This is a genomic window from Streptomyces sp. SLBN-118 (assembly GCF_006715635.1).
In the GTDB taxonomy this organism is placed as follows: Bacteria; Actinomycetota; Actinomycetes; order Streptomycetales; family Streptomycetaceae; genus Streptomyces.
Genome location: NZ_VFNP01000001.1, coordinates 3,653,523 through 3,674,690, shown reverse-complemented (window position 1 = coordinate 3,674,690; position 21,168 = coordinate 3,653,523). Strand labels below are relative to the sequence as shown.

The following is a 21,168-nucleotide window of genomic DNA, read 5'->3' as shown; positions in this document are numbered from 1 at the left end:
GACGTCGATGAGTACGAAGGACTTCGTCGAGAAGGACTACTACAAGGTCCTCGGCGTCCCCAAGGACGCCACCGAGGCCGAGATCAAGAAGGCGTACCGGAAGCTCGCCCGCGAGTTCCACCCGGACGCCAACAAGGGCGACGCCAGGGCGGAGGAGCGCTTCAAGGAGATCTCCGAGGCCAATGACATCCTCGGCGACCCCAAGCGGCGCAAGGAGTACGACGAGGCGCGCGCACTCTTCGGCAACGGTGGCTTCCGCGCCGGTGCGCCGGGCGGGCCCGGCGGCTCCTTCAACTTCGACCTGGGCGACCTCTTCGGCGGCGCCCCGGGCGGCGCTCAAGGGGGCGCCGGCGGCTTCGGCGGCGGTCTCGGCGATGTCTTCGGCGGGCTGTTCAACCGCGGCGCCGGACCGGGTACGCGTACCCAGCCGCGCCGTGGCCAGGACATCGAGTCCGAGGTGACGCTCAGCTTCACCGAGGCGGTCGACGGAGCCACGGTCCCGCTGCGGATGTCCAGCTCGGCCGCCTGCAAGGCCTGTTCGGGCACCGGCGACAAGAACGGCACGCCGCGCGTGTGTCCGACCTGTGTCGGCACCGGCCAGGTCTCGCGCGGCGGCAGCGGCTCCTTCTCGCTCACCGACCCGTGCGTGGACTGCAAGGGCCGCGGGCTGATCGCGCAGGACCCCTGCGAGGTCTGCAAGGGCAGCGGGCGCGCCCGCTCCTCCCGCACGATGCAGGTCCGGATCCCTGCGGGCGTCTCCGACGGCCAGCGGATCCGGCTGCGCGGCAAGGGAGCCCCGGGCGAACGGGGCGGCCCTGGGGGCGACTTGTACGTCGTCGTGCATGTCGACTCCCACCCGGTCTTCGGCCGCAAGGGCGACAACCTCACAGTCACCGTGCCCGTCACCTTCACGGAGGCGGCGCTCGGCGGCGAGGTGAAGGTGCCGACGCTCGGCGGTCCGCCGGTCACGCTGAAGCTGCCCGCGGGGACACCCAACGGCCGTACGATGCGTGCGCGCGGCAAGGGCGCGGTCCGCAAGGACGGCACCCGTGGCGACCTGCTGGTCACCGTCGAGGTCGCGATCCCCAAGGAGCTCGGCGACAAGGCGAAGGAAGCGCTGGAGGCCTACCGCGAAGCCACAGCGGACGAGGACCCGCGGGCCGAGCTGTTCCAGGCCGCGAAGGGAGCATGAGATGGACGGTCGTCGCCGCAACCCCTACGAACTGACCGACGAGTCGCCGGTGTACGTCATTTCGGTGGCGGCCCAGCTCTCGGGATTGCATCCGCAGACGCTGCGGCAGTACGACCGGCTCGGTCTTGTCTCCCCCGGCCGCACCGCCGGACGGGGCCGACGCTACAGTGCCCGGGACATCGAACTGCTGCGCACCGTCCAGCAGTTGTCGCAGGACGAGGGCATCAACCTGGCCGGAATCAAGCGCATCATCGAACTGGAGAACCAGGTCGCTGCGCTTCAGCAAAGGGTTGCCGAGCTGTCGGCCGCGGTCGAGGGAGCGGCTGTGGCGATGCAGCAGCGCGAGGCTCAGGTGCATGCCTCCTACCGGCGCGATCTCGTGCCGTACCAGGATGTGCAGCAGGCGAGCGCGCTGGTGGTCTGGCGGCCCAAGCGTTCCGAATAGGCCATGTCTCGGCCCGAAGGGGCGGTGCAGCAACGCGAGTTGCCGCACCGCCCCTTCGGTATATGGGTTTCGGTCAGGTTCAGGACTCGTGTTCAAGGATTCCCGACTGGGCGATCAGATAGCCCAGCTGGGTCCGGCTGCCGCTGCCCAACGACGAGCCCAGCTTGGCGATATGGGCTCGGCAGGTACGGACATTCATCCCGAGCCGGCGCGCGATCGCCTCGTCCACATGGCCTTCGACCAGCAGTTTTGCGATCGAGCGCTGGATGCCGGTGATGCCGTCGAGGTCCGGTCCGTACGAGATCGGTTCCTCCCACGGGTTGCCGTGGAGCCAGAACTGCTCGAAGACGCCGACCAGATACTCGACTATGCCCTTGTGCCGCAGCTCCAGTGCGGACAGCCGGTCGCTGCTCGCCGGAATGAAGGCCACCCTCCGGTCCACGATGATCAGCCGGTCGATGATCTCCTCCAGCGTGCGCACCTCCACGCCGGAGGGCCCCACCTGCTCCATGTAGGCGAGCGTGGCGGGGTGGTGGCGGGCTGTGTGCTGGTAGAGCGTGCGCATACGGACACCGCGGTCGATCAGCGGTTCCACGCGGCGCAGGGCCTTTTCGAGGATGTGCGGCTGTCGCCCGCTGCCGGGCTGGACCGTGAGAAGCTCCTCGGTGCAGTCTGCGGTGACTTGGTCGAGGGTTGTGTTGATGCGGTTGAGGCCCTCGAGGACGGTAATTCCTTGTGGGACGGTGGAGTTCTGAGCGGTGAACGCCATGAATGGCTCAAGAGCATCGGTCAGAGCGACAGTTCGTCGTCGGCGCTCTTGGATCTCCCGCTCAATGGGGTGTATCAGCTGTGTCAGCGCAGTGGTCGGCGGGACCGGTCGGAGCCACTGAGCGTCGTCGGGATCCGGGTGCAGCAGGGCGAGATCGAAGAGGCAGGGTGTTGATTCCGCCTCTGACCGGGCTATACGTCCGGTGCGCAGTGCGGTGATGTAGAGACTTTTCCCCGCTTCGCACAGCTCGCCGTCTGCGTGAGGGTGTCCCGTTTCGCCCTCATTAGATGGCATATGCACCCCCTCAGGCTCCTGCATTACAGGAACATGATGCCTGCCGTCGCTGGTGCAAGCGTTCGGAGTGAGACATCGTCTTATGCGCGGGGGAGGAGGAATGATCAAAAGAGGTGGAGATCACCCATGTCTAGGACGCTACGTGCTCTTTGTGCTCTTGCCATAGCGGCGGCCGCGCTCGGTGCGGTGGCCTCCGGTGAGCCCTCCTGGGGTAGCTCTCCCGCCGGCGCGGTGACGGCAGCTCCTGGGGAACCGTCGTGGGGCTTCGCTCCCACTGATGCTGTGGCCGGAACGCCCGGTGAGCCCTCCTGGGGTGTTGCCGCTCCGGCGGACGCGTCGGGCACTCCCGGTGAGCCTTCATGGGGTGTCGCTCCGGCTGACGCCGCGGGTACGCCAGGTGAGCCCTCCTGGGGCGTCGCTCCGGCCCGCACGGACGCATGACCGTTCCACCGGACGACCGGGTCTTCCGGCGCGAGATGGCTACGGCTTATCGATCGGGGTGGCATTTCATCGACCTCGTCACGGCAATCCCCCACCGTGGCGACTCGTTGATGGTCACCCTCTTCGGAGAGCCGATCGTCGTGGCGCGCGAGGAGGACGAAGACGTCCGCGCGTATCGGTGCCTTCGCCGGCCCCGTGGAGCTCCGCAGCCCGTCCGCTGTGCCATCCGGTACGGCATGATTTTCGTCAATCTCGATCAACGCGATCACCAGTTGGTCGAGCCCGACACCACCACCGCCACCCCCCGCAGTGCCTGAGCGGTTCCCCCGTCGTTGTAAATCGCTCAGGTGCTTCCCCCACACAGCGGCGCCATCGTGGACCTGAAACGCGATGGCGCCGCTGTGCTTTTCCCGTACGGAAGGCTCCGGCACGGGGATGTGTTCCCTACGCCCGGCCCATCGCCCGCGTCAGGGTGATCTCGATCAGCACCCGGTCCGGATTCGGGGCCGGTGTGCGCCCGTAGCGTTCCGCGTAACGCTCCACCGCGTCCGCGATGAGCTCGGGCTCCGCACGGACCCTCGCGCGGCCCTCCAGGGTCGCCCAGCGCCCCTTGTCGACCTGGCAGACCGCGACCGGCGCCCCCTCCGGGCCCGCGGCCAGGAGGTTGGCCACCTTGTGGCTGTGCTTATTGGTGATGACGCGGGCGAATCCGCCCTCCGGGTCGTACGTGACGCCGACCGCGACAACGTGAGGGGTGCCGTCCTGGCGCGGTGTCGTCAGTGTGGACATGTGGTACTCACGCCAGAAGCTGAGGAAGGACGCGTCGGGGTTGCGCGGATCGATGGCCATGCCCGGAACCTACCGGCGGACGCTACCGTTCACTAGATTGAGTGGAATAGACTCAACTTTGTGCACGCTGAATGAGTCAGTGTGAGGGAAACGCCCTGCCTTCGAGGAGGAGAGACCGCAGTGGACGCCGAGCTGACCAACAAGAGCCGGGATGCGCTCAACGCCGCCACCAGCCGGGCGGTGTCCGCCGGGCATCCCGACCTGACCCCAGCGCATCTGCTGCTCGCGCTGCTCGCGGGCGAGGACAACGAGAACATCGTCGATCTGCTGGCCGCCGTCGAGGCGGACCAGGTGGCCGTGCGTGCCGGAGCCGAACGGGTGCTTGCGGCACAGCCCAGCGTGACCGGCTCGACCGTCGCCCCGCCTCAGCCCAACCGGGAGCTGCTGGCGGTCGTCGCCGATGCCGAACGGCGGGCCAAGGAGCTGGGGGACGAGTACCTGTCCACCGAGCACCTGCTCATCGGCATCGCAGCCAAGGGCGGGCAGGCCGGCGAGGTGCTGGACCGGCAGGGGGCCACGGCGAAGAAGCTGCTGGACGCGTTCGAGACGGTGAGGGGAGGGCGCCGGGTGACCACTCCCGACCCCGAGGGTCAGTACAAGGCACTGGAGAAGTTCGGTACGGACTTCACCGCGGCCGCCCGGGAGGGCAAGCTCGACCCGGTCATCGGCCGGGACCAGGAGATCCGCCGGGTCGTCCAGGTGCTGTCCCGCCGCACCAAGAACAACCCGGTGCTGATCGGTGAGCCCGGTGTCGGCAAGACCGCCGTCGTCGAAGGGCTCGCGCAGCGCATCGTCAAGGGCGACGTCCCCGAGTCCCTGAAGAACAAGCGGCTCGTCTCGCTGGACCTCGGTGCGATGGTCGCGGGTGCGAAGTACCGCGGCGAGTTCGAGGAACGGCTCAAGACCGTCCTTTCCGAGATCAAGGAGAGCGACGGCCAGATCATCACCTTCATCGACGAGCTGCACACCGTGGTGGGCGCGGGCGCCGGCGGCGACTCGTCCATGGACGCGGGCAACATGCTCAAGCCGATGCTGGCGCGCGGCGAGCTGCGCATGGTCGGCGCCACCACCCTGGACGAGTACCGCGAGCGGATCGAGAAGGACGCGGCCCTGGAGCGGCGCTTCCAGCAGGTGCTGGTCGACGAGCCGACCGTCGAGGACACGATCGCGATCCTGCGCGGGCTCAAGGGCCGCTACGAGGCCCACCACAAGGTGCAGATCGCGGACAGCGCGCTGGTTGCCGCCGCGACGCTCTCCGACCGGTACATCACCTCGCGCTTCCTGCCGGACAAGGCCATCGACCTCGTCGACGAGTCCGCCTCCCGGCTGCGGATGGAGATCGATTCCTCGCCGGTCGAGATCGACGAGCTGCAGCGCGCCGTCGACCGGCTGAAGATGGAGGAGCTCGCGCTCAAGAACGAGACCGACCCCGGCTCCAGGCAGCGCCTGGAGAAGCTGCGCCGCGACCTCGCCGACAAGGAGGAGGAACTGCGCGGTCTCACGGCGCGCTGGGAGAAGGAGAAGCAGGGCCTCAACCGCGTCGGTGAGCTGAAGGAGAAGCTCGACGACCTGCGCGGCCAGGCCGAAAGGGCCCAGCGCGACGGCGACTTCGACACCGCCTCCCAGCTGCTGTACGGGGAGATCCCGGCCCTGGAGCGTGAGCTGGAGGAAGCCTCCGAGGCCGAGCAGGAGGCCGCCAGGGACACCATGGTCAAGGAAGAGGTCGGCCCCGACGACATCGCCGATGTGGTCGCCTCCTGGACCGGTATTCCGGCCGGACGGCTCCTGGAGGGCGAGACTCAGAAGCTGCTGCGGATGGAGGAGGAGCTGGGCAAGCGGCTGATCGGCCAGACCGAGGCCGTCCGGGCCGTGTCCGACGCGGTACGCAGGACGCGCGCCGGCATCGCCGACCCCGACCGGCCCACCGGCTCGTTCCTCTTCCTCGGCCCGACCGGTGTCGGCAAGACCGAACTGGCCAAGGCGCTCGCCGACTTCCTGTTCGACGACGAGCGGGCGATGGTCCGTATCGACATGTCGGAGTACGGCGAGAAGCACTCCGTCGCCCGCCTCGTCGGCGCCCCTCCCGGTTACGTCGGCTACGAGGAGGGCGGCCAGCTCACCGAGGCCGTCCGCAGGCGCCCGTACTCCGTCGTCCTGCTCGACGAGGTGGAGAAGGCGCACCCCGAGGTGTTCGACATCCTGCTGCAGGTACTCGACGACGGGCGGCTGACCGACGGCCAGGGGCGGACGGTGGACTTCCGCAACACCATCCTGGTCCTGACGTCGAACCTCGGCAGCCAGTATCTGGTCGAGCCGCTCACCAGCGACGAGGAGAAGAAGCAGCAGGTCCTCGAGATCGTGCGGGCCTCCTTCAAGCCGGAGTTCCTCAACCGGCTCGACGACCTGGTGGTCTTCTCCGCGCTGAACAAGGAGGAGCTGAGCCGGATCGCCGAGCTGCTGATCGGCCGCCTCGCCAAGCGGCTGGCCGAGCGCCGGCTGGCGCTGGAGGTCACTCCCCAGGCGCTGGAGTGGCTGGCAGAGGAGGGCATGGACCCGGCGTACGGCGCGCGCCCGCTGCGCCGTCTGGTGCAGACCGCGATCGGCGACCGGCTCGCGAAGGAGATCCTCGCGGGCGAGGTCACGGACGGCGACACGGTGCGGGTGGACCGTTTCGGGGACGGCCTGATGGTCGGCCCGGCCACCGGACAGACCGGCCTGGCCACGGGAAAGACGCTGTAAGGCCGCTGTAAGGGCCAACTCGGTCTACGCCACGAGCGGACCCGTCGGGTGGGGGTTGCCAGCCCCCGCCCGACATGGGGGAGGATGGCAGGAACCGTACGAAGGGAAATCCACGGTGACCATCGATCCGTCCTCGATTCCGAATTTCGGGGGCCAGCCCCAGCCTCAGGCCGCAGGACCGGCGGGCCCCGTCGTTCCCGACCAGGACCTGGTCAAGCAGCTCCTCGACCAGATGGAACTGAAGTACGTCGTCGACGACGAGGGTGACCTCGCGGCGCCGTGGGAGGAATTCCGTACGTACTTCATGTTCCGCGGCGAGGCCGACCAGCAGGTCTTCTCCGTGCGAACCTTCTACGACCGTCCGCACGACGTCGAGGACAAGGCGAAGATCCTCGACGCGGTCGACGACTGGAACCGCCGCACCCTGTGGCCGAAGGTCTACACCCACCTGCACGACGAGGAGGAGGACGGCCCCACCATCCGCCTCATCGGCGAGGCCCAGATGCTGATCGGCACGGGTGTCAGCCTGGAGCACTTCGTCTCCTCGACGGTCAGCTGGGTCCGTGCCGCCATCGAGTTCGACAAGTGGCTCGCGGAGCAGTTCGGCCTGGAGACGGCGGACGGGACGCCCGCCGACGAGAAGCCTGCCGACGACGCCTGACCGCTCGTTCAGCGCGTGATCGGGGACAGCGTCAGCAGATGCGCCCCGCATAAGACCGACGACAGCCCGGCCAGTGCGACGGTCACCGACCGCCGCTCTCGGCCGGGCTTGTGTTGTCGCGAGAGCCGGCGGTCGCTGCCGACACGCTCGACGGCGCTGTTCTCCACCACTCGTCCAGCGCATGCAGTGCCTGCTCTTGCCTATCGTGAGAGCCGGATCTCCTGATGACGGACTCGGGAAAGCGGGATCGCATGAACACGGCAGAGACGGCTGATGCGCGCGGCGTCGTGGGCTCGGCGGGCTGGAGTCCTGCGGCCCGGGTACACGGCATGGGCACGTCGATCTTCACCGAGATGACGGAGCTGGCGCGGAGTACCGGGGCCGTGAATCTCGGGCAAGGGGTGCCGGAGCTGGCCAGTCCGCCCGTGCTGCTCAAGGGCGTGGCGGATGCCGTGCTCGCGGGCAGCAACCAGTACCCGCCGGCCCATGGATTCCCCGCGCTGCGCGAGGCCGTCGCCGCTCATCAGCTGCGTCGGTACGGCCTCGACTACCGGCCTCAGGGCGAGGTGCTGGTGACGACGGGTGCAACGGAAGCCCTTGCCGCAGCGCTGCTGGCGCTCTGCGATCCAGGGGACGAGGTCATCGCCTTCGACCCCTGCTACGACGCCTACGCCGCCGATGCCCGCCTCGCCGGCGCACGGTTGGTCGCCGTTCCCCTCGTCCTCGACGGCGACGGGTTCGCCCTCGACACGGACGCACTGCGCGCGGCCGTTTCCCCGCGTACCCGGGTGCTGATCCTCAACACCCCGCACAACCCCACGGGCATGGTCTTCAAGGCCGAGGAGCTCGAAGCGGTCGCGGACGTGTGCCGTGAGCACGCGCTGACGGTGATCACGGACGAGGTCTACGAACACCTCGTCTACAGCGACGGCGCGCGCCATCGGTCCATTGCCGCTGTGCCGGGCATGCGGGCGAGGACGGTGGTCATCTCCTCGGCGGGCAAGACCTTCAACACGACGGGCTGGAAGATCGGTTGGGTCTGCGGACCGGCGCCGCTCGTCGCCGCGGTGGGCGCGGCCAAGCAGTTCCTGACGTACGCCTCGGGTACTCCGTACCAGGAAGCGCTGGCGCAGGCACTCGGCTCGGTGGAGGAGTGGGCGGCCGGTCTGCGGGACACGCTGCGCGCGAACCGCGACCTGCTGAGCGGCGGCCTGGCCGAGGCCGGACTGAGGCCCTTCCGCGCGGATGCCGGCTATTTCGTGCAGGCGGACGTGCGGCCGTGGGGATACGCGGACGGGGTCGAGTTCTGCCGGATGCTGCCGGAGCGCGCAGGTGTCGTAGCCATCCCGACGTCGGCGTTCTACCTCAGCGCGAACGCTCCGGCCTGGCTGGTCCGTTTCTCCTTCTGCAAACGCGAGGACTCGATCCGCAAGGCCGTTGACCAGCTGATCAACGCGCGCTGATCGCAGCCGGGCTTCGCCGCGCCCGGAAAGCCTGTTGCCTGCGTTGTGTTAGAAAGGCAATGTGCTCAAACGCTCCGACCGACTCCGGAGCGCACCGGTTCGGTCACTGACCGACAAGCACCCCCGGAGCGTTGCCGGACAGGTCTTCATGCTGCAGGTGGCTCTGGTTGTGCTGCTTGTGGCGACCGCGGTGCTCGCGCTTGTGCTGCAGTCCCGGTTCGACAGCAGCTCGGAGGCGAAGCGCCGTTCCATTGCCGTCGCACAGACGTTTGCGCACTCTCCGGGCGTTCTGGCCGCGCTGAAGGCCCCTCAGCCCTCGAAGGTGCTGCAGCCTCTCACCGAGGCGGGGCGGAGGGCGGCCGGCGTCGACTTCATCGTGGTGATGGACACGAAGGGGATCCGCTACACGCATCCCAAGCCGGACCGGATCGGAAAGAGGTTCGTCGGCAAGATCGAACCCTCGCTGGCCGGACGCGTGTACACCGAGAGCGTCCATGGCCCGCTCGGCCACGAGGTACAGGCGACCGTCCCCATCCGCGACGTCAAGGGCAACGTCGTGGCCCTGGTGTCCGCCGGCCTGAAGGTCAAGAACGTGACCAGTGTGGTGGACAGGCAGCTGCCGATCATCCTCGGTGCCGGAGCGGCCGCGCTCGCCCTGTCCACTGCCGGGACGGCGCTGGTGGCCAGGCGGCTTCGGCGGCAGACCCACCGTCTGGGCCCGGCCGAGATGACCCGCATGTACGAGCATCACGACGCCGTGCTGCACTCCGTCCGCGAGGGTGTGCTCATCGTCGACAACGACGGTCAGCTGCTGCTGGCCAACGACGAGGCCATGCGACTGCTGGATCTGCCGCCCGACGCCGAAGGGCGGCACATCTCGGATCTGCCCAGCCTCGAACCCTCCACGGTGGAGCTGCTGGCCTCCGGCCGGGTGGCGACGGACGAGGTGCATCTGGCCGGGGAGCGGTTGCTCGCGGTGAACCAGCGGCCCACGGACCGGCAGGGCGGCCCCGCGGGGACGGTCGTGACCTTGCGTGACTCCACGGAGCTGCGGGCGCTGGACGGCAAGGCGGAGGTGGCCCGTGAGCGGCTGAAACTGCTGTACGACGCCGGTCTGCGCATCGGAACCACGCTCGACGTGGTGCGAACTGCCGAGGAACTGGCAAGGGTGGCGGTCCCGCGATTCGCCGACTTCGTCACCGTCGATCTGGCCGATCCGGTTCTGCGGGGGGAGGAGCCGGGAGGTACGGGCGCCGACATGCGCCGCACCGCCGTCCACGGCATCCGGGACGACCATCCCCTCTACGAACTCGACCGCCTGATCGACTTCCTCCCCTCCACACCGCAGGCACGGGGCTTCGGCAGTGGCCTCTCGGAGCTGGTTCCCGACCTGTCCGCCGAGTCCGGCTGGCATGCCCAGGACCCGGAGCGGACACGGATGATCATCGACTACGGCATCCATTCGCTGATCACGGTGCCCCTCCAGGCGCGGGGCGTCACCCTCGGCATGACCAACTTCTGGCGCTCGGAAAAGCCGCAGCCGTTCGAGGAAGAAGACGTCTCCCTGGCCGAGGAACTGGTCGCCCGGGCGGCAGTCAGCATCGACAACGCGCGCCGCTACACCCGTGAGCACACCCTGGCCGTCGCCCTTCAACGCAGCCTGCTCCCGCGGGCCCTGCCCGAGCAGAGTGCCCTCGATGTCGCCCACCGCTATCTGCCCGCGCTGTCCGGGGTGAGCGGCGACTGGTTCGACGTGATCCCGCTTCCGGGCAGCCGCGTGGCGCTGGTCGTCGGGGATGTCGTCGGCCACGGCCTGCACGCGGCGGCCACGATGGGACGGCTGCGTACGGCGGTGCACAACTTCTCCACGCTCGACCTGCCGCCCGACGAAATCCTCAACCACCTCGACGACGTGGTCGGGCGGATCGACCAGGAGGAGGAGGGGGCTGCCGCGGGTGCGGGGGTCATGGGCGCCACCTGTCTGTACGCGGTCTACGATCCCGTCTCCCGCCGCTGCGTCATGGCGCGGGCCGGGCACCCCCTGCCCGCGCTGGTCCACCGTGACGGCAGTGTGTCGTTCCCCGATCTTCCGGCCGGGCCGCCCCTGGGCCTCGGTGGTATGCCGTTCGAGACCGCCGAACTGGAGCTGGAGGAGGGCACGCAACTCGTCCTGTACACCGACGGGCTCATCGAGGACCGCAGCCGGGACATCGACGTGGGGATGGAGATGCTGAGCAAGGCGTTGGAGTCCCATCCCGACCGGTCGCCGGACGAGAGCTGTCAGGCGGTGCTCGACGAGCTCCTGCCCAGTCGGCCGAAGGACGATGTGGCGCTGCTCATCGCCCGCACACGGGCGATCCCGCGCGACCGCGTCGCCGTCTGGGACGTGCCGCTGGATCCCGCCGCCGTGGCGGGCATGCGCGCCGCCGTGGCCGAGAAGCTGGACGACTGGGGTCTGTCCGAGCTCGCGTTCGCCATGGAGCTGGTGCTCAGCGAGCTGATCACCAATGCCATCCGCTACGGCTCCGCACCGGTCACCATGCAACTGCTGCACGATCGCACCCTGACCTGCGAGGTGGCCGACGGCAGCAGCACCTCGCCCCATCTGCGGTATGCGGCCACGATGGACGAAGGCGGCCGAGGTCTGTTCCTGGTCGCGCAGATGGCTGAGCGCTGGGGCACCCGCTACACCCCCGAGGGCAAGGTCATCTGGGCGGAGCTGGCGCTGCCCGGATCGGACGGCAGCGTGGACGGCACGCTTTGGGCGGACGACACGGTTTAGACGACGCGGTTCGGACGACGCGGTTCAGCGGTTCAGGGGTGTTCGGCAGACACCGTCCGGCGTCCCCTGCGCGGTGGCGAGGTGGCGAAGCTCTGGAGTTGCTCAACTCACGTTCGCGGATGAGCACCTGCGTCGGCACTCAAGGCGCGCTCTCTGAGCAGGGGGAGGGCTGTTATCGACTGTCGTCATCTGTCGTCGTTGGCCGCCCTCGGACGGCCCACCGACGGCCCAGCCCGCCCGCGGTGGACGGGGCCGTCCGAGGGTATGTGGCATGGCGTGCGGCGCATCTGTTCCGTAGGCGGGTGCAGCGTCGCTACGGATCACTCAAGCGCAAGGACCGAGCTGCACAGACCGACCAGCGGGGTGAGGCTCCGAGGCTGTCGCCGTGCGTTGCTGTGCGCCCACGTTGATGTCAAGGATTGATGTCACCGGCCCCCTCCTGGCCGAGGCGGCGACGGTTCCGGCTGGCCCGGAGCTGCGATGTGTAGGAGCTGGAGACCGTACATTGCGGCGTGGAACGCGGCTCCGATCTCGCGCGCCCTCTCTTCGGTCTCGATCGGCCACATGGAGATGTAGTCAGCTCCAATGTTGGCCTGCTCCACGGTGCCGTCCAACACCAGCGCTTCAGCCGCGGATTGCAGGACGGTCATCGCCTGATCCGGTACGTAGGGCTTGCGGCTGGCCATGGCGTCAAGCTGCACCTTCCAGCGCTCCCCTTGGCGAGCAATGCACACAAAGATCGCGTCGTTGGCCTTGGCTGTTTTGTAGGCAGCACGGTGGGCTTCTGGCTTGGTGCAGTCGGGAATGAGCGCGGCTTGGAGAGGCATTCCAGGCTTCGACATGACCACATAGTCGCAGGCGCTCACGCCGTGGATCAGGCGAATGCCACGACTGTCACCAACGTCGAGGATCGATGCCAGGCCGTCGGCACGAGCAGAGGCGGGGCACTGGTGGGCCGGCCAGCAAGACGATAGGTTCAGCTCGGAATAGGTCACATGTTCGGTTCACTTGAACGCACTACTCCATGCGCCAGGTTTATTTTTACGCACTACTTACTGGGATGAGGTATAGTCATGCGGCATGAGCGAACAGCAGGATGCGCTTGAGGACCTTGAGTCCAGTGGTGTTCTCGCGACCCTCACATGGGCTAGCGCGTCGGCCTACCGACGCACCATGGAGGACTACGACCCCGACACGGGGCATGATCAGGGCTGGGTCGGATCTACCGCCCACAAGCTCTTCGTTGACAGACTGCACCGAGCGTTCTCCACGGGGAAGCACAGCGTGGACTCACCCGAGTCTGCCTCAGCCGGCCTGGACCTCGTGGCCGCCGGACTGGCACCGGGCGAGCACCGCAAGATGCCGCTCATTGCCCCAGGCGCAGTCGTCTGGTCCGACCTCAATCAGTCGCCGGGGTGGCGGTGTGGGGATTGGCGGATCCTGCTCACGTCGTTCGTGTTCGGGGAGAGCAATCGCATCCCGTGGCCCCAGAAGAGCCCCACCAAGCAGCGTGTTGCGTCTCAGGGGAAGCCACCAGGGTGGCTGGACCCTCACCCCACCCTTTGGGAGGACGAGGCCGAGTCGCTCGCCGCCACCATCCAGGCACTGAGGGAAGAGAACGCGGAGCTCAACGCGACAACGCTCATCGTCGCCCACAGCATTGAACGAGAGCTGAACATCCGAGAACTTTACTTGGGGCGCTCTCGTTTGAATCGTGGGGGCGGAGATGCCTGGTACTGGAAGCATGATCTACTTGCAGCCGAACCGGGTACTCCCAATTCGGTACCGATTCCCACTTCGCCCGACCCTCGTCCCGGATTGTCCGGCATCCAGGACGCACCCGTTCGCCTTCGCCGTCAGTCGTCGGAAGGGAGCGGAGAGCGTCGCCAGGCGTCGGGAGAGAACGACAAGTAATGAAACGAGTGGATAGTCATGGATTCCTCACGCCGCACAGATGTGCAGGTTAGTGACGCCTCTCGCCTCTTCGACGGACGACGTTTGACGCTCGCGCGACAGCTGATCGGCCTAAGGAAGAACGCACTCGCAACGAAAATCGACAAAAGTGCTACCGCTGTCGCAGCGTATGAAAACAACACGAAGCGCCCAGCGCCCGCGACAGTTGCTCAGCTATGCCTGACGCTTGGAGTGGATCCGGGTTTCTTCCTCCCTGGCCCCCACCAATCGACAGCTAGCGACTCCGTACCTCACTTTCGCTCATTGCGTTCGACGACGCAGTTGGCGCGAGATCAAGCCTTCGCGTACGGAGTGATCTCTGGAGATGTGGGCGCCGCTCTCGAACGGCACGTCGAGTTCCCGGAACCCAATCTGCCGCGGCTAAGCGTCGACGTGGAAGACGAGTCGAGCACGCTCCCAGAGGAGGCGGCTCGTCTTCTTCGCAAGCACTGGGACATCGGCTCAGGGCCGGTCGGCCACCTCGTGCGCCTAGCGGAAAACCATGGCGTCGTGGTGGTGTTCAGCCCCGCCCAAACTGCCGCAGTTGACGCCTACTCTTTTGACGACGGCTATAGGCCGACGGTGGTATTGAATCCAGCCAAGGAAGATTACTACCGCCAGCGCTTCGATGTCGCCCACGAAATTGGGCACCTCGTGATGCATGTGGATGCCGAACCAGGGAGCAAGGTAGTCGAGAACCAGGCTCACCGATTCGCGGCTGAACTCCTCCTCCCGGAGGATGAGTTGCGCGATCTTTTGCCCAGCAAGGCAGACTGGAGAATCCTCGCAACCCTGAAGGAGACTTACGGGGTAAGCCTTCAGGCTCTCCTGTATCGCTCCAGGGCTCTCGGCGTAATGAGTGACGTGACGTATCGCAACGCAGTCGCCTATTTGTCATCGAAGGGATGGCGCCGCCGCGAACCAGGAGAGATGCCCGCCGTGGAGCAACCGTCGCTCTACCCCAAAGCGGTGGAAATCCTGTCGAGCGTAGGGATGGACGAACTCTCATTGGCCAAAGAATCCCGGGTAACTCCGGGGATCTTTCGAACAGTGACAGCAAGGTCCCCCGTACGTGAAGATCTATTTCTTGAGCCCCAAGAAGTGGATAGCCAAGACGGCGTGATCCCCCTATTTGGCAGCAAGATTGATAAGCCCGGGACTTAGGTCCCGGGCTTGATCAATTCCTTTCTGGCCTGTATGCCCGCACCGCCGTCAGGAATTGTGAGAGTTTCCGATCTCGGCAGTCTGCGGCGCCGTTGGCGCCGCAGACGCCGCCGGGTAGGGAGCCCGCCCCACGGCGAGCAAGTGCGAACTGGCGGCTAGCAGCTCTGGGTACGGCTCCGCCATGCGTGCTGCCTCCATGGCAGACGCAATGAGGTCGTCCGTCGGCCCTTCGCCCGGCTGTTGCTCGGCTGCCTTCACCAGTGACCACGCAGGCCCTTCGATCCCGAAGACCTGCACGTCCTCCAGACCGGAGGCAACCAACTCCGCCACCAGCTCTTCAGCGCGGTGGAAGTACGACAGAGTGAACCCGCGTACCCCGTCGTAGACGGCCGTCTCAAGGATCTCGGAAACCGAATCCCGAATCCGCTCAGTGTGCAGGTGGGCATACGTGACGTGCTCGAAGAGCGACGCGTACCGATTGATCGCCGCCGCAGCCACCAACCCACCCGGCTTCACCACTCGGTTGGCCTCGGCCAGCGCCCTAGTCCGGTCCTCGGGATCGGGCAGGTGGTACAGAGGCCCAAGAAGCTGCACTACGTCGAAACTGTCGTCCGGCTCATGCAGATCACGAGCGTCCCCCACGATCGCCGAGCACACGGCCGAGGCGGTCTCGACATGCCGCGGCACCGGATCCACAAGCGTGACTTCGTAGCCGTCCTTAACGAGCCATTCAGCGTGAATCCCAGTCGCCCCTCCCACGTCGAGAACGCGCGCCGGCGCGGGGGGCAAGAAGCGTCGGAGGAGCTCTTGCGTCCTGACCAACTCCATGCGGCCGTCTGCCGAGCTGCGCAGGCGGCTGTCCTCGTTCACTGTCTCGCCGTAGAACCGCATCACAGAGGGAGCCAATTCGAGATTCGACATGCTCGCAGTATCGTGTGTACCGGTGGACCAGTCCAGCGTGCGAGGTAGAGGAAGCCATGGCCGTTCTGAAGTACGAAGAGATCGCCGAGTCTCTGCGCGCCCGCATCGCCGCAGGTGAGTTCGCCCCTGGCGACACCATCCCGTCCGGCCGCGACCTGGCCGAGCAGTGGGACGTGTCGCGTGCCACAGCCATCAAGGCCGTAGACGTCCTGCGCAACGACGGCGTAGTGGTGGCCAAGCAGGGGACCGGCTTCGTCGTCACAGAGACGCCCGTAGCGCGCCCCGCCGGCGCCCGCCGGGCCGGGTCGGCACGCATCCTGGGCGGGATGCCGTTCCTACGGATCGGCGAACCCGACTGGGCGGAGCCGCCCGTCCGCGTCGCCAACGCGCTTCGAATCGCCTCCGGAGTGCTGGCACTCCGACGCGTCCGCGTCCTCCAACTCCCGGACGGAACCCCGAATAGCTACGTGGAAGCGTGGTTCCCTCCTGAGATCGGAGAGGCGGCGCCCCGCCTCTCCGACACGGCCCCGATCGCCGAGGGCACGACACGCTATGTCCGTCGGCAGACCGGTCGGTTCCCGGCCGAGGGAGTAGATGTCACCACCGTGCGCCTCGCCACGGGTACGGAGGCGGACCGATTGGGGGTGGAGGAGGGAAGCGCGGTCGCTGTACTCCTCCACACGGCGCATGACCAAGAGGGTCGTCCGCTGGTCTGCGAGGAGGGCGTCACTCCCGCAGCACTCTTCGAGCAGGTAGACACCTACGCGATGTAGAGGGTCGCGCGACGGAGCTGGACCGGTCCGCCGGTCCAGCTTTTTTGATGCCCCGTCATACCCTCTGAGCTGCGCAAACTCGTCTCGCCTTCTCTCAACTCCAAATTCACTGCTTGACTGGACCGGTCCACCGGTCCAATCTGTAAGTGCGACGCCGCCCTCAAGGGAGGAGCGGTTCTGGTTCGGGATTGCTCGCCTCAACGAGGGGCCCCGCGCTGGGAGTTGCTTGAGAACTGCATAGGTGGGCCCCGTCTCCCCGAGTCGAAAAGGCGGATCACGCGGCTATGCCGCACATCAACTCCGCGGCGCAGCCGCGGCCGGTTGCCTCCGCTGCTCGTCTCGTACGAGCAGCGCTGAGGGGAGCCGGACGGCTTGCTTGTCCCTCTCTACCTGGGAGTTCTCGCATGGATGCTGCTCTGTTCGCTGCGGTCTTCATCGCGTTATGGGTCGGGCATTCGGTGGGTGACCACTGGGTGCAGACATCGCATCAGTCGTGCGCGAAGGGGCTGCCGGGTTGGCCCGGCAGCCTCGCCGCCGCACGGCACGTCGCCACCCTGACGGTCACGAAAGCCCTGCTGCTGATGCCGGTGGCGTGGCTGCTCGGGCTGGAGCTCTCCGCGGCCAGTGTGACTGCTGGCCTCGCCGTGGATGCCCTGTCGCATGGCTGGGCTGATCGCCGCAGCACCCTCGCCCGCCTCGCTGAGGCAACGGGCAAGGGCGAGTTCTACCGGCTGGGCGCTCCGCGTGCCGGCCGGGACGACAACCCGCACATCGGGACCGGCGCCTACGCGCTGGACCAGTCCTTCCATCACCTGTGGCTGCTGGTCGCCGCTCTGATCATCGCCACCGTCTGACAACTTTCCGTCCCACGGCGCGCGGCCCCGGAGTTGCACCTCCGGGGCCGCTGTCGAGCCGTGAACCTGCTAGGGAGACCACGACTCATGAAGCACATCGCTGCTGTTCAGACGCTTGTTACCGCCCCCGACTTCGACCGCGAGCCGACGGCCGCGGAGCTGGACGCGATCGAGTGGGAGATGCCGGTCATCACGGCGGAGCTTGAGCTGCTGGACGCGCAGATCACGACCCTGGACCGCGCACCGTCGCCGCTGGACGTCCGCCGGATCCGGCGGGCCCGCCGGCGGGTGCTGGTTGCCCGCCGTGAGCTGACCAACCGGGGCGTCACGGGTTCGCCGGAGGTGGCTTGATGGCCACGTTCAAGGCGCAGCTCGCGAACAGCGGAGGCCGGTGGTGCCTGTATGTGGTGCTGCTCGGGGTGCCGGTGTCGCAGTGGCCCGAGCGCGCTTTCGGAAGTGCTGTGGTGCCGACCGTTCAGGAGCGTTCACGGGCGCTGAACGCGCTCGGCTACGTGTTCACGGACGGCGCGGAGTGGGAGTGGTTCGAGGACAGCGCAACGTTTGACGACCCGTCGTCGGCGGTGCTGCTGATCGCGTCGGTCACGGTGCGGGAGGCGACGGAATGAACAGTGTTCAGATCCGTTCAGCCGAGCGCGCGTTGTCGGTCGGGACGTGGCTGATCGTGGCCGGGGCGATGCTCTACTCCATCCTCACGGTCACGCCGCTCATGGCCGTTCACACCCCCGATGAGTGGGACTGGACGGCGCCGATTCTGCCGCTGGTGGTGGACGCCGCGGTCGTCATCGTGGTCCGCCTGGACGCGGTGCTGGCCCGGTTGGGCGGGCAGGGCGGCCGGTGGCCGATCGTGCTGCGGTGGATGACCGGCTGCATGACCCTCGCGCTCAACGTCGCCGACTCTGCGCTGAGGAAAGACCTGGTGGGAGTGGCTGTGCACGCGGTCGCTCCGCTGCTGCTGATCGTCACGGCAGAGACCGGACTCGCCTACCGGCGGGCCATCACCGCCGCACTGGCTGCGCAGGAAGCCCGTATGCGGGCAGAGCAGAACGAGCGCGAGCAGGCTGCGCGGGAACGGCGCGAGGCGGCCGAGCAGAGGGCCCGCGAGGAACGCGAGCACGCCGCGACGCTGGCCCGTGAACAGCGCGAGCACGAAGCGGCGCTGGCCCGTGAACAGACCGAGCGGGAAGAGGCGGCACGGCGCGAGGAACGGGAGCAGGCCGAAGCCCGCGAGCGTGCCGAGCGGGAGGCACGTGAACGCCGTGAACGTGAGCGTGAACAGCAGCAGCGTGAGCGTGAACGCCTTGAACGGGAAGCTGCTCAGCGCCGCGAGGCGGAGCGTCTGGAGCGGGAAGCCGCTGCCCGTCGTGAGCAGGCGGAGCGGGAGGAGCGGGCCGCGCGTGAACGGGCCGCGCTGCTGTCCGGCGGCTCGGTGAACGAGAAGCTGCCCGAGGACCGAGCCCGCGCCGTCGTGCATGCCGCGTTCGCCGAGGGGCTGGCGGTCCGGGCGGCTGCGGACTTGTGCGGCTGGTCGGTCGGCTGGGTCTCCACCCGCTACCAGGAATACCGCGACACCACCGTCGGCCGGACGCTCGAAGGCGCGTCGTCGTGAGCGCGCTGCCGGTCTACCGGTGGCGCCTCGCACCGGACGGCTACGCCACCTACCGCCAGCTGCGGGCCATGGGGCTGCGGCCCGGCGGGCAGGACGTGGCCGCGGAGTTGCAGCGCCCCCGGCGTCGCCGGGGCCCGCTGGTCGCCTTCCTCTACCGGATCGATCGGGCCAAGCCCGTCCGCCCCATGACCCCCGCCAAACGAGCGGCCCTGGAGCGGGCGAACGCCGCTCGCCGGATCTGCCCGAACTGCCGCCGGGACGCGGGCTATCGCATCCCGACCTCGCTCGGCATGTGCACCCCGTGCGCCGACTCATCCGCATCCGCCGCCTGACACGACAGGAGACACAGCACATGAGCAGCCAGACGGAAGAGAGCACCACCCAGGCCGCCGGGAATCAGGGCTCGCACCACTACGTGCTGACTCTCGATCTGCCCGGCCGGGTTGCCGGTACCTGGTACGGCACCGTCACCCCCGCCTCGGACGACACCCGGCACAGCCTCTTCGTGGCCCTGCGGGACCACATCGGCACGGAGAACCCCGCGTTCGCCAGGGCCAACGTCGTCTTCTTCTCCCTGGAGCCGAACCGGCTCTGACCTGCAACACCTCACCCAGCAGGGCCCACACACCGCGCCTACCAAGCATCGCGTGCGGGCCCTGCTGTTTCTCCAGCGAAGGAGTGCACACCAGCATGACTGACACCACCATCGCTCCGGAAGCGGGCACCGACGCCCCGCCGGACACCACACCGCCCCCGGCACCCGAACCCACATCAGCCCCGGCCGCCGCCGAGGTTGAGCACACGCCGGGCGGGTGGCCGGTCGTCCCGCTCGCGGTGACCGGCACGAACACCACCACATCCCTTCTGGCCGCCGCCACGCTCGTGGGCGGACCTGCCGCGCTCGCCGTCGCCGCCACCGGCGCGGTCGTGCTCGGCACCGCTGCCGCTGCCGCGGCCACCCGCCACCGCCCCGACCGCAAGAGCAAGGCCAATAGCAAGACCACCAAAGGCCGTACGGGCGGGGCGGCGCGAGCGGCATCGACCGGTCGGCACGGTGCGGGGCGGGTGCCGGGCCAGGCCCGTACCGGGAACGCCGGCACCACTAAGTTCGCTGGTCGTAGCCGGGGCAAGTCGTCCCGTGCTGCTGCCAAGGCGGGAGGGCTGAACCGCAGCGGCCGCAGGGCCGCCGCGGCGTCGCCGTCCGCAGCGTCGGGCACGGGTCGGGGCAAGGTCGGGCAGGTCAAGGCGCTGCGGGATGCGGCCCGGCAGGTGTCGCCGTCGCGGGCCGCCCGCCGGAACGAGACGACGGGCGCACGCCGTTCGGTAGCGGATGCGCGGCGGCAGGCAAAGGCCGATCAGCGGTCCGCCTCGCTCGCCAAGAAGGGGCTGGTCGGTCGGGCCGTTGGCAAGGCTGCCGGGCGCGTGGGCAAGGCCCGGGGCGCGGCGATAGAGCGCGCCCGCAGGTCGCGTGACCAGCGGACCGCCGGGCAGGTCGCCGGGCAGCGCGACCAGGTGCGGAAGGCACCGGCCCGCAAACAGGCGCGCAAAGCCCTGCGCCGTTCGGCGGCCCGCCTCCAGCGTCGCCGCTTGCTCGCGGCCCTGCTCGCCGGTGCCCTCGGCCTCGTCGGTCTGATCACGTCCCCGATCGGCCGCAAGCTCGGGCTGCCGCGGCTAGTGCACCCCGGCCGCCGTCTCTACGCCCGCATGATGCGCACCGCCCACGAGCAGCGCACAGCACGGGATGAGGAAATCCGGGCAGCCCTGCAGGACGCCGAGGCCGCCATCGATGCCGAGGCCGCCGACGACAACACGGAGCAGATCGGGGACACGGCCAAGCGCCCGGCCGGGCCGACGCCGGCAGCACCCACCAGCAGCGAGAGCAGTGAGGGAGAGATCGTGTCTGGTTTCCGGTTCGAGGAGTACGCGGCGGAGATGGAAGCCGCGGCCAACAGCTACGACCCCGAGGACGCCATGGAGATCCTGGCCATGGTCGAAGGGCTCCCGGCCGCGCTGACCAGCGTGGCGAACGTGATGCGGATCCTCGCTGAGCGGGCCGATTCGGAGTTCCCGCTGGAGAAGGAAGTCGCGGACGGCTTCAACGACATCTTCGGCGCCCTCATGAGCGCGGTCGCGGTCGCCGAGGACATGGGCCCGCTGTTCCGGCAGGCCCACGAGCAGGACATCGCCCGCCACGAGGACCCGCGCAACGGGACCGAGGCCGAGAAGGGATGGAACGTCTGA

21 protein-coding genes and 1 pseudogene are annotated in these 21,168 nt (G+C 68.2%); 18 read left to right on the top strand and 4 right to left on the bottom strand.

Going from position 1 to position 21,168, the window contains the following annotated elements; translation table 11 throughout:
* The first annotated feature begins 7 nt into the window (after positions 1 to 7).
* Both dnaJ and FBY35_RS16730 read left to right on the top strand, forming a co-directional pair.
* On the top strand, positions 8 to 1,192 hold the full coding sequence (gene dnaJ, locus FBY35_RS16735; protein ID WP_142214565.1) for a molecular chaperone DnaJ: 1,185 nt from the start codon (positions 8 to 10) through the stop codon (positions 1,190 to 1,192).
* A 1-nt stretch (position 1,193) separates the two neighbouring features.
* Entirely contained in the window at positions 1,194 to 1,637 is a 444-nt protein-coding gene (locus tag FBY35_RS16730; RefSeq protein WP_142214564.1) for a heat shock protein transcriptional repressor HspR, read from the top strand.
* A 79-nt stretch (positions 1,638 to 1,716) separates the two neighbouring features.
* On the opposite strand, the gene FBY35_RS16725 is transcribed toward FBY35_RS16730, so the two are convergent.
* On the bottom strand, positions 1,717 to 2,700 hold the full coding sequence (locus tag FBY35_RS16725; RefSeq protein ID WP_142214563.1) for a helix-turn-helix transcriptional regulator: 984 nt from the start codon (positions 2,698 to 2,700) through the stop codon (positions 1,717 to 1,719).
* Between the two features lie 437 nt (positions 2,701 to 3,137).
* On the opposite strand from FBY35_RS16725, the gene FBY35_RS16720 reads away from it, so the two are divergent.
* Positions 3,138 to 3,458, top strand: coding sequence for a (2Fe-2S)-binding protein (locus FBY35_RS16720; RefSeq protein WP_142214562.1), 321 nt, complete (start codon positions 3,138 to 3,140; stop codon positions 3,456 to 3,458).
* Between the two features lie 127 nt (positions 3,459 to 3,585).
* Here the strand turns inward: FBY35_RS16720 and FBY35_RS16715 are convergent, their stop codons facing one another.
* On the bottom strand, positions 3,586 to 3,990 hold the full coding sequence (locus tag FBY35_RS16715; RefSeq protein ID WP_142214561.1) for a pyridoxamine 5'-phosphate oxidase family protein: 405 nt from the start codon (positions 3,988 to 3,990) through the stop codon (positions 3,586 to 3,588).
* Between the two features lie 120 nt (positions 3,991 to 4,110).
* On the opposite strand from FBY35_RS16715, the gene clpB reads away from it, so the two are divergent.
* The 4 genes from clpB to FBY35_RS16695 all read left to right on the top strand — a co-directional run bounded on the left by clpB (position 4,111) and on the right by FBY35_RS16695 (position 11,635).
* The gene (gene clpB / locus FBY35_RS16710) at positions 4,111 to 6,729 is read left to right on the top strand and encodes an ATP-dependent chaperone ClpB (RefSeq protein WP_142214560.1); all 2,619 of its coding nucleotides are present in this window, start codon (positions 4,111 to 4,113) and stop codon (positions 6,727 to 6,729) included.
* 115 nt (positions 6,730 to 6,844) lie between these two features.
* Positions 6,845 to 7,390, top strand: coding sequence for a YbjN domain-containing protein (locus FBY35_RS16705; RefSeq protein WP_142214559.1), 546 nt, complete (start codon positions 6,845 to 6,847; stop codon positions 7,388 to 7,390).
* 329 nt (positions 7,391 to 7,719) lie between these two features.
* On the top strand, positions 7,720 to 8,853 hold the full coding sequence (locus tag FBY35_RS16700; RefSeq protein WP_260848699.1) for an aminotransferase class I/II-fold pyridoxal phosphate-dependent enzyme: 1,134 nt from the start codon (positions 7,720 to 7,722) through the stop codon (positions 8,851 to 8,853).
* A gap of 148 nt (positions 8,854 to 9,001) precedes the next feature.
* A complete protein-coding gene (locus tag FBY35_RS16695) occupies positions 9,002 to 11,635 on the top strand; it encodes a SpoIIE family protein phosphatase/ATP-binding protein (protein ID WP_186356953.1) in 2,634 nt (877 codons plus the stop codon).
* 425 nt (positions 11,636 to 12,060) lie between these two features.
* Here the strand turns inward: FBY35_RS16695 and FBY35_RS16690 are convergent, their stop codons facing one another.
* Positions 12,061 to 12,630: a hypothetical protein gene (locus FBY35_RS16690; RefSeq protein ID WP_142214557.1), complete on the bottom strand. Its 570-nt coding sequence runs from the start codon at positions 12,628 to 12,630 to the stop codon at positions 12,061 to 12,063.
* Positions 12,631 to 12,715: 85 nt separating this feature from the next.
* Between FBY35_RS16690 and FBY35_RS16685 the strand changes: the two genes are divergently transcribed.
* From FBY35_RS16685 to FBY35_RS16680, 3 genes and pseudogenes are all read left to right on the top strand, one after another.
* Positions 12,716 to 13,549: a hypothetical protein gene (locus FBY35_RS16685; RefSeq protein WP_142214556.1), complete on the top strand. Its 834-nt coding sequence runs from the start codon at positions 12,716 to 12,718 to the stop codon at positions 13,547 to 13,549.
* An 18-nt stretch (positions 13,550 to 13,567) separates the two neighbouring features.
* Positions 13,568 to 13,783 (top strand): annotated as a pseudogene (locus FBY35_RS37160) (helix-turn-helix transcriptional regulator); the annotation flags it as partial.
* 69 nt (positions 13,784 to 13,852) lie between these two features.
* Complete coding sequence (locus tag FBY35_RS16680; RefSeq protein ID WP_260848698.1) at positions 13,853 to 14,752, top strand: ImmA/IrrE family metallo-endopeptidase; 900 nt, start codon at positions 13,853 to 13,855, stop codon at positions 14,750 to 14,752.
* Positions 14,753 to 14,800: 48 nt separating this feature from the next.
* Here FBY35_RS16680 and FBY35_RS16675 read toward each other — a convergent pair whose 3' ends face one another.
* Entirely contained in the window at positions 14,801 to 15,673 is an 873-nt protein-coding gene (locus FBY35_RS16675) for a bifunctional 2-polyprenyl-6-hydroxyphenol methylase/3-demethylubiquinol 3-O-methyltransferase UbiG (protein WP_260848633.1), read from the bottom strand.
* A 56-nt stretch (positions 15,674 to 15,729) separates the two neighbouring features.
* Here FBY35_RS16675 and FBY35_RS16670 point away from each other — a divergent pair, with 56 nt between their 5' ends.
* The 8 genes from FBY35_RS16670 (at position 15,730) to FBY35_RS36435 (ending at position 21,168) form a co-directional block, all read left to right on the top strand.
* Complete coding sequence (locus tag FBY35_RS16670; protein WP_142214554.1) at positions 15,730 to 16,446, top strand: GntR family transcriptional regulator; 717 nt, start codon at positions 15,730 to 15,732, stop codon at positions 16,444 to 16,446.
* Positions 16,447 to 16,850: 404 nt separating this feature from the next.
* Positions 16,851 to 17,300 carry a transcriptional regulator gene (locus tag FBY35_RS16665; RefSeq protein WP_142214553.1) on the top strand — a complete coding sequence of 150 codons (450 nt, stop codon included), beginning with the start codon at positions 16,851 to 16,853 and terminating at the stop codon, positions 17,298 to 17,300.
* A gap of 87 nt (positions 17,301 to 17,387) precedes the next feature.
* Positions 17,388 to 17,651 (top strand): DUF6284 family protein, encoded by a 264-nt coding sequence (locus FBY35_RS16660; protein WP_142214552.1) that lies wholly within the window; start codon positions 17,388 to 17,390, stop codon positions 17,649 to 17,651.
* Positions 17,651 to 17,926, top strand: coding sequence for a DUF6303 family protein (locus FBY35_RS16655; protein WP_142214551.1), 276 nt, complete (start codon positions 17,651 to 17,653; stop codon positions 17,924 to 17,926). Before FBY35_RS16660 ends, FBY35_RS16655 begins: the two co-directional genes overlap by 1 nt.
* On the top strand, positions 17,923 to 18,927 hold the full coding sequence (locus FBY35_RS16650) for a DUF2637 domain-containing protein (RefSeq protein ID WP_142214550.1): 1,005 nt from the start codon (positions 17,923 to 17,925) through the stop codon (positions 18,925 to 18,927). The genes FBY35_RS16655 and FBY35_RS16650 overlap by 4 nt, the downstream gene beginning before the upstream one ends.
* Positions 18,924 to 19,259, top strand: coding sequence for an RRQRL motif-containing zinc-binding protein (locus tag FBY35_RS16645; RefSeq protein WP_142214549.1), 336 nt, complete (start codon positions 18,924 to 18,926; stop codon positions 19,257 to 19,259). Before FBY35_RS16650 ends, FBY35_RS16645 begins: the two co-directional genes overlap by 4 nt.
* Positions 19,260 to 19,279: 20 nt before the next feature.
* The gene (locus FBY35_RS16640; RefSeq protein ID WP_142214548.1) at positions 19,280 to 19,522 is read left to right on the top strand and encodes a hypothetical protein; all 243 of its coding nucleotides are present in this window, start codon (positions 19,280 to 19,282) and stop codon (positions 19,520 to 19,522) included.
* Positions 19,523 to 19,617: 95 nt separating this feature from the next.
* Positions 19,618 to 21,168 (top strand): hypothetical protein, encoded by a 1,551-nt coding sequence (locus FBY35_RS36435; RefSeq protein WP_186356952.1) that lies wholly within the window; start codon positions 19,618 to 19,620, stop codon positions 21,166 to 21,168.

Bases quoted from the DNA above. Each gene is read 5' to 3' on its own strand.
- dnaJ (WP_142214565.1), top strand. From the start codon at position 8: ATGAGTACGAAGGACTTCGTCGAGAAGGACTACTACAAGGTCCTCGGC.
- FBY35_RS16730 (WP_142214564.1), top strand. From the start codon at position 1,194: ATGGACGGTCGTCGCCGCAACCCCTACGAACTGACCGACGAGTCGCCG.
- FBY35_RS16725 (WP_142214563.1), bottom strand. From the start codon at position 2,700: ATGCCATCTAATGAGGGCGAAACGGGACACCCTCACGCAGACGGCGAG.
- FBY35_RS16720 (WP_142214562.1), top strand. From the start codon at position 3,138: ATGACCGTTCCACCGGACGACCGGGTCTTCCGGCGCGAGATGGCTACG.
- FBY35_RS16715 (WP_142214561.1), bottom strand. From the start codon at position 3,990: ATGGCCATCGATCCGCGCAACCCCGACGCGTCCTTCCTCAGCTTCTGG.
- FBY35_RS16700 (WP_260848699.1), top strand. From the start codon at position 7,720: ATGGGCACGTCGATCTTCACCGAGATGACGGAGCTGGCGCGGAGTACC.
- FBY35_RS16695 (WP_186356953.1), top strand. From the start codon at position 9,002: ATGCTGCAGGTGGCTCTGGTTGTGCTGCTTGTGGCGACCGCGGTGCTC.
- FBY35_RS16685 (WP_142214556.1), top strand. From the start codon at position 12,716: ATGAGCGAACAGCAGGATGCGCTTGAGGACCTTGAGTCCAGTGGTGTT.
- FBY35_RS16675 (WP_260848633.1), bottom strand. From the start codon at position 15,673: ATGTCGAATCTCGAATTGGCTCCCTCTGTGATGCGGTTCTACGGCGAG.
- FBY35_RS16670 (WP_142214554.1), top strand. From the start codon at position 15,730: ATGGCCGTTCTGAAGTACGAAGAGATCGCCGAGTCTCTGCGCGCCCGC.
- FBY35_RS16665 (WP_142214553.1), top strand. From the start codon at position 16,851: ATGGATGCTGCTCTGTTCGCTGCGGTCTTCATCGCGTTATGGGTCGGG.
- FBY35_RS16660 (WP_142214552.1), top strand. From the start codon at position 17,388: ATGAAGCACATCGCTGCTGTTCAGACGCTTGTTACCGCCCCCGACTTC.
- FBY35_RS16655 (WP_142214551.1), top strand. From the start codon at position 17,651: ATGGCCACGTTCAAGGCGCAGCTCGCGAACAGCGGAGGCCGGTGGTGC.
- FBY35_RS16650 (WP_142214550.1), top strand. From the start codon at position 17,923: ATGAACAGTGTTCAGATCCGTTCAGCCGAGCGCGCGTTGTCGGTCGGG.
- FBY35_RS16640 (WP_142214548.1), top strand. From the start codon at position 19,280: ATGAGCAGCCAGACGGAAGAGAGCACCACCCAGGCCGCCGGGAATCAG.
- FBY35_RS36435 (WP_186356952.1), top strand. From the start codon at position 19,618: ATGACTGACACCACCATCGCTCCGGAAGCGGGCACCGACGCCCCGCCG.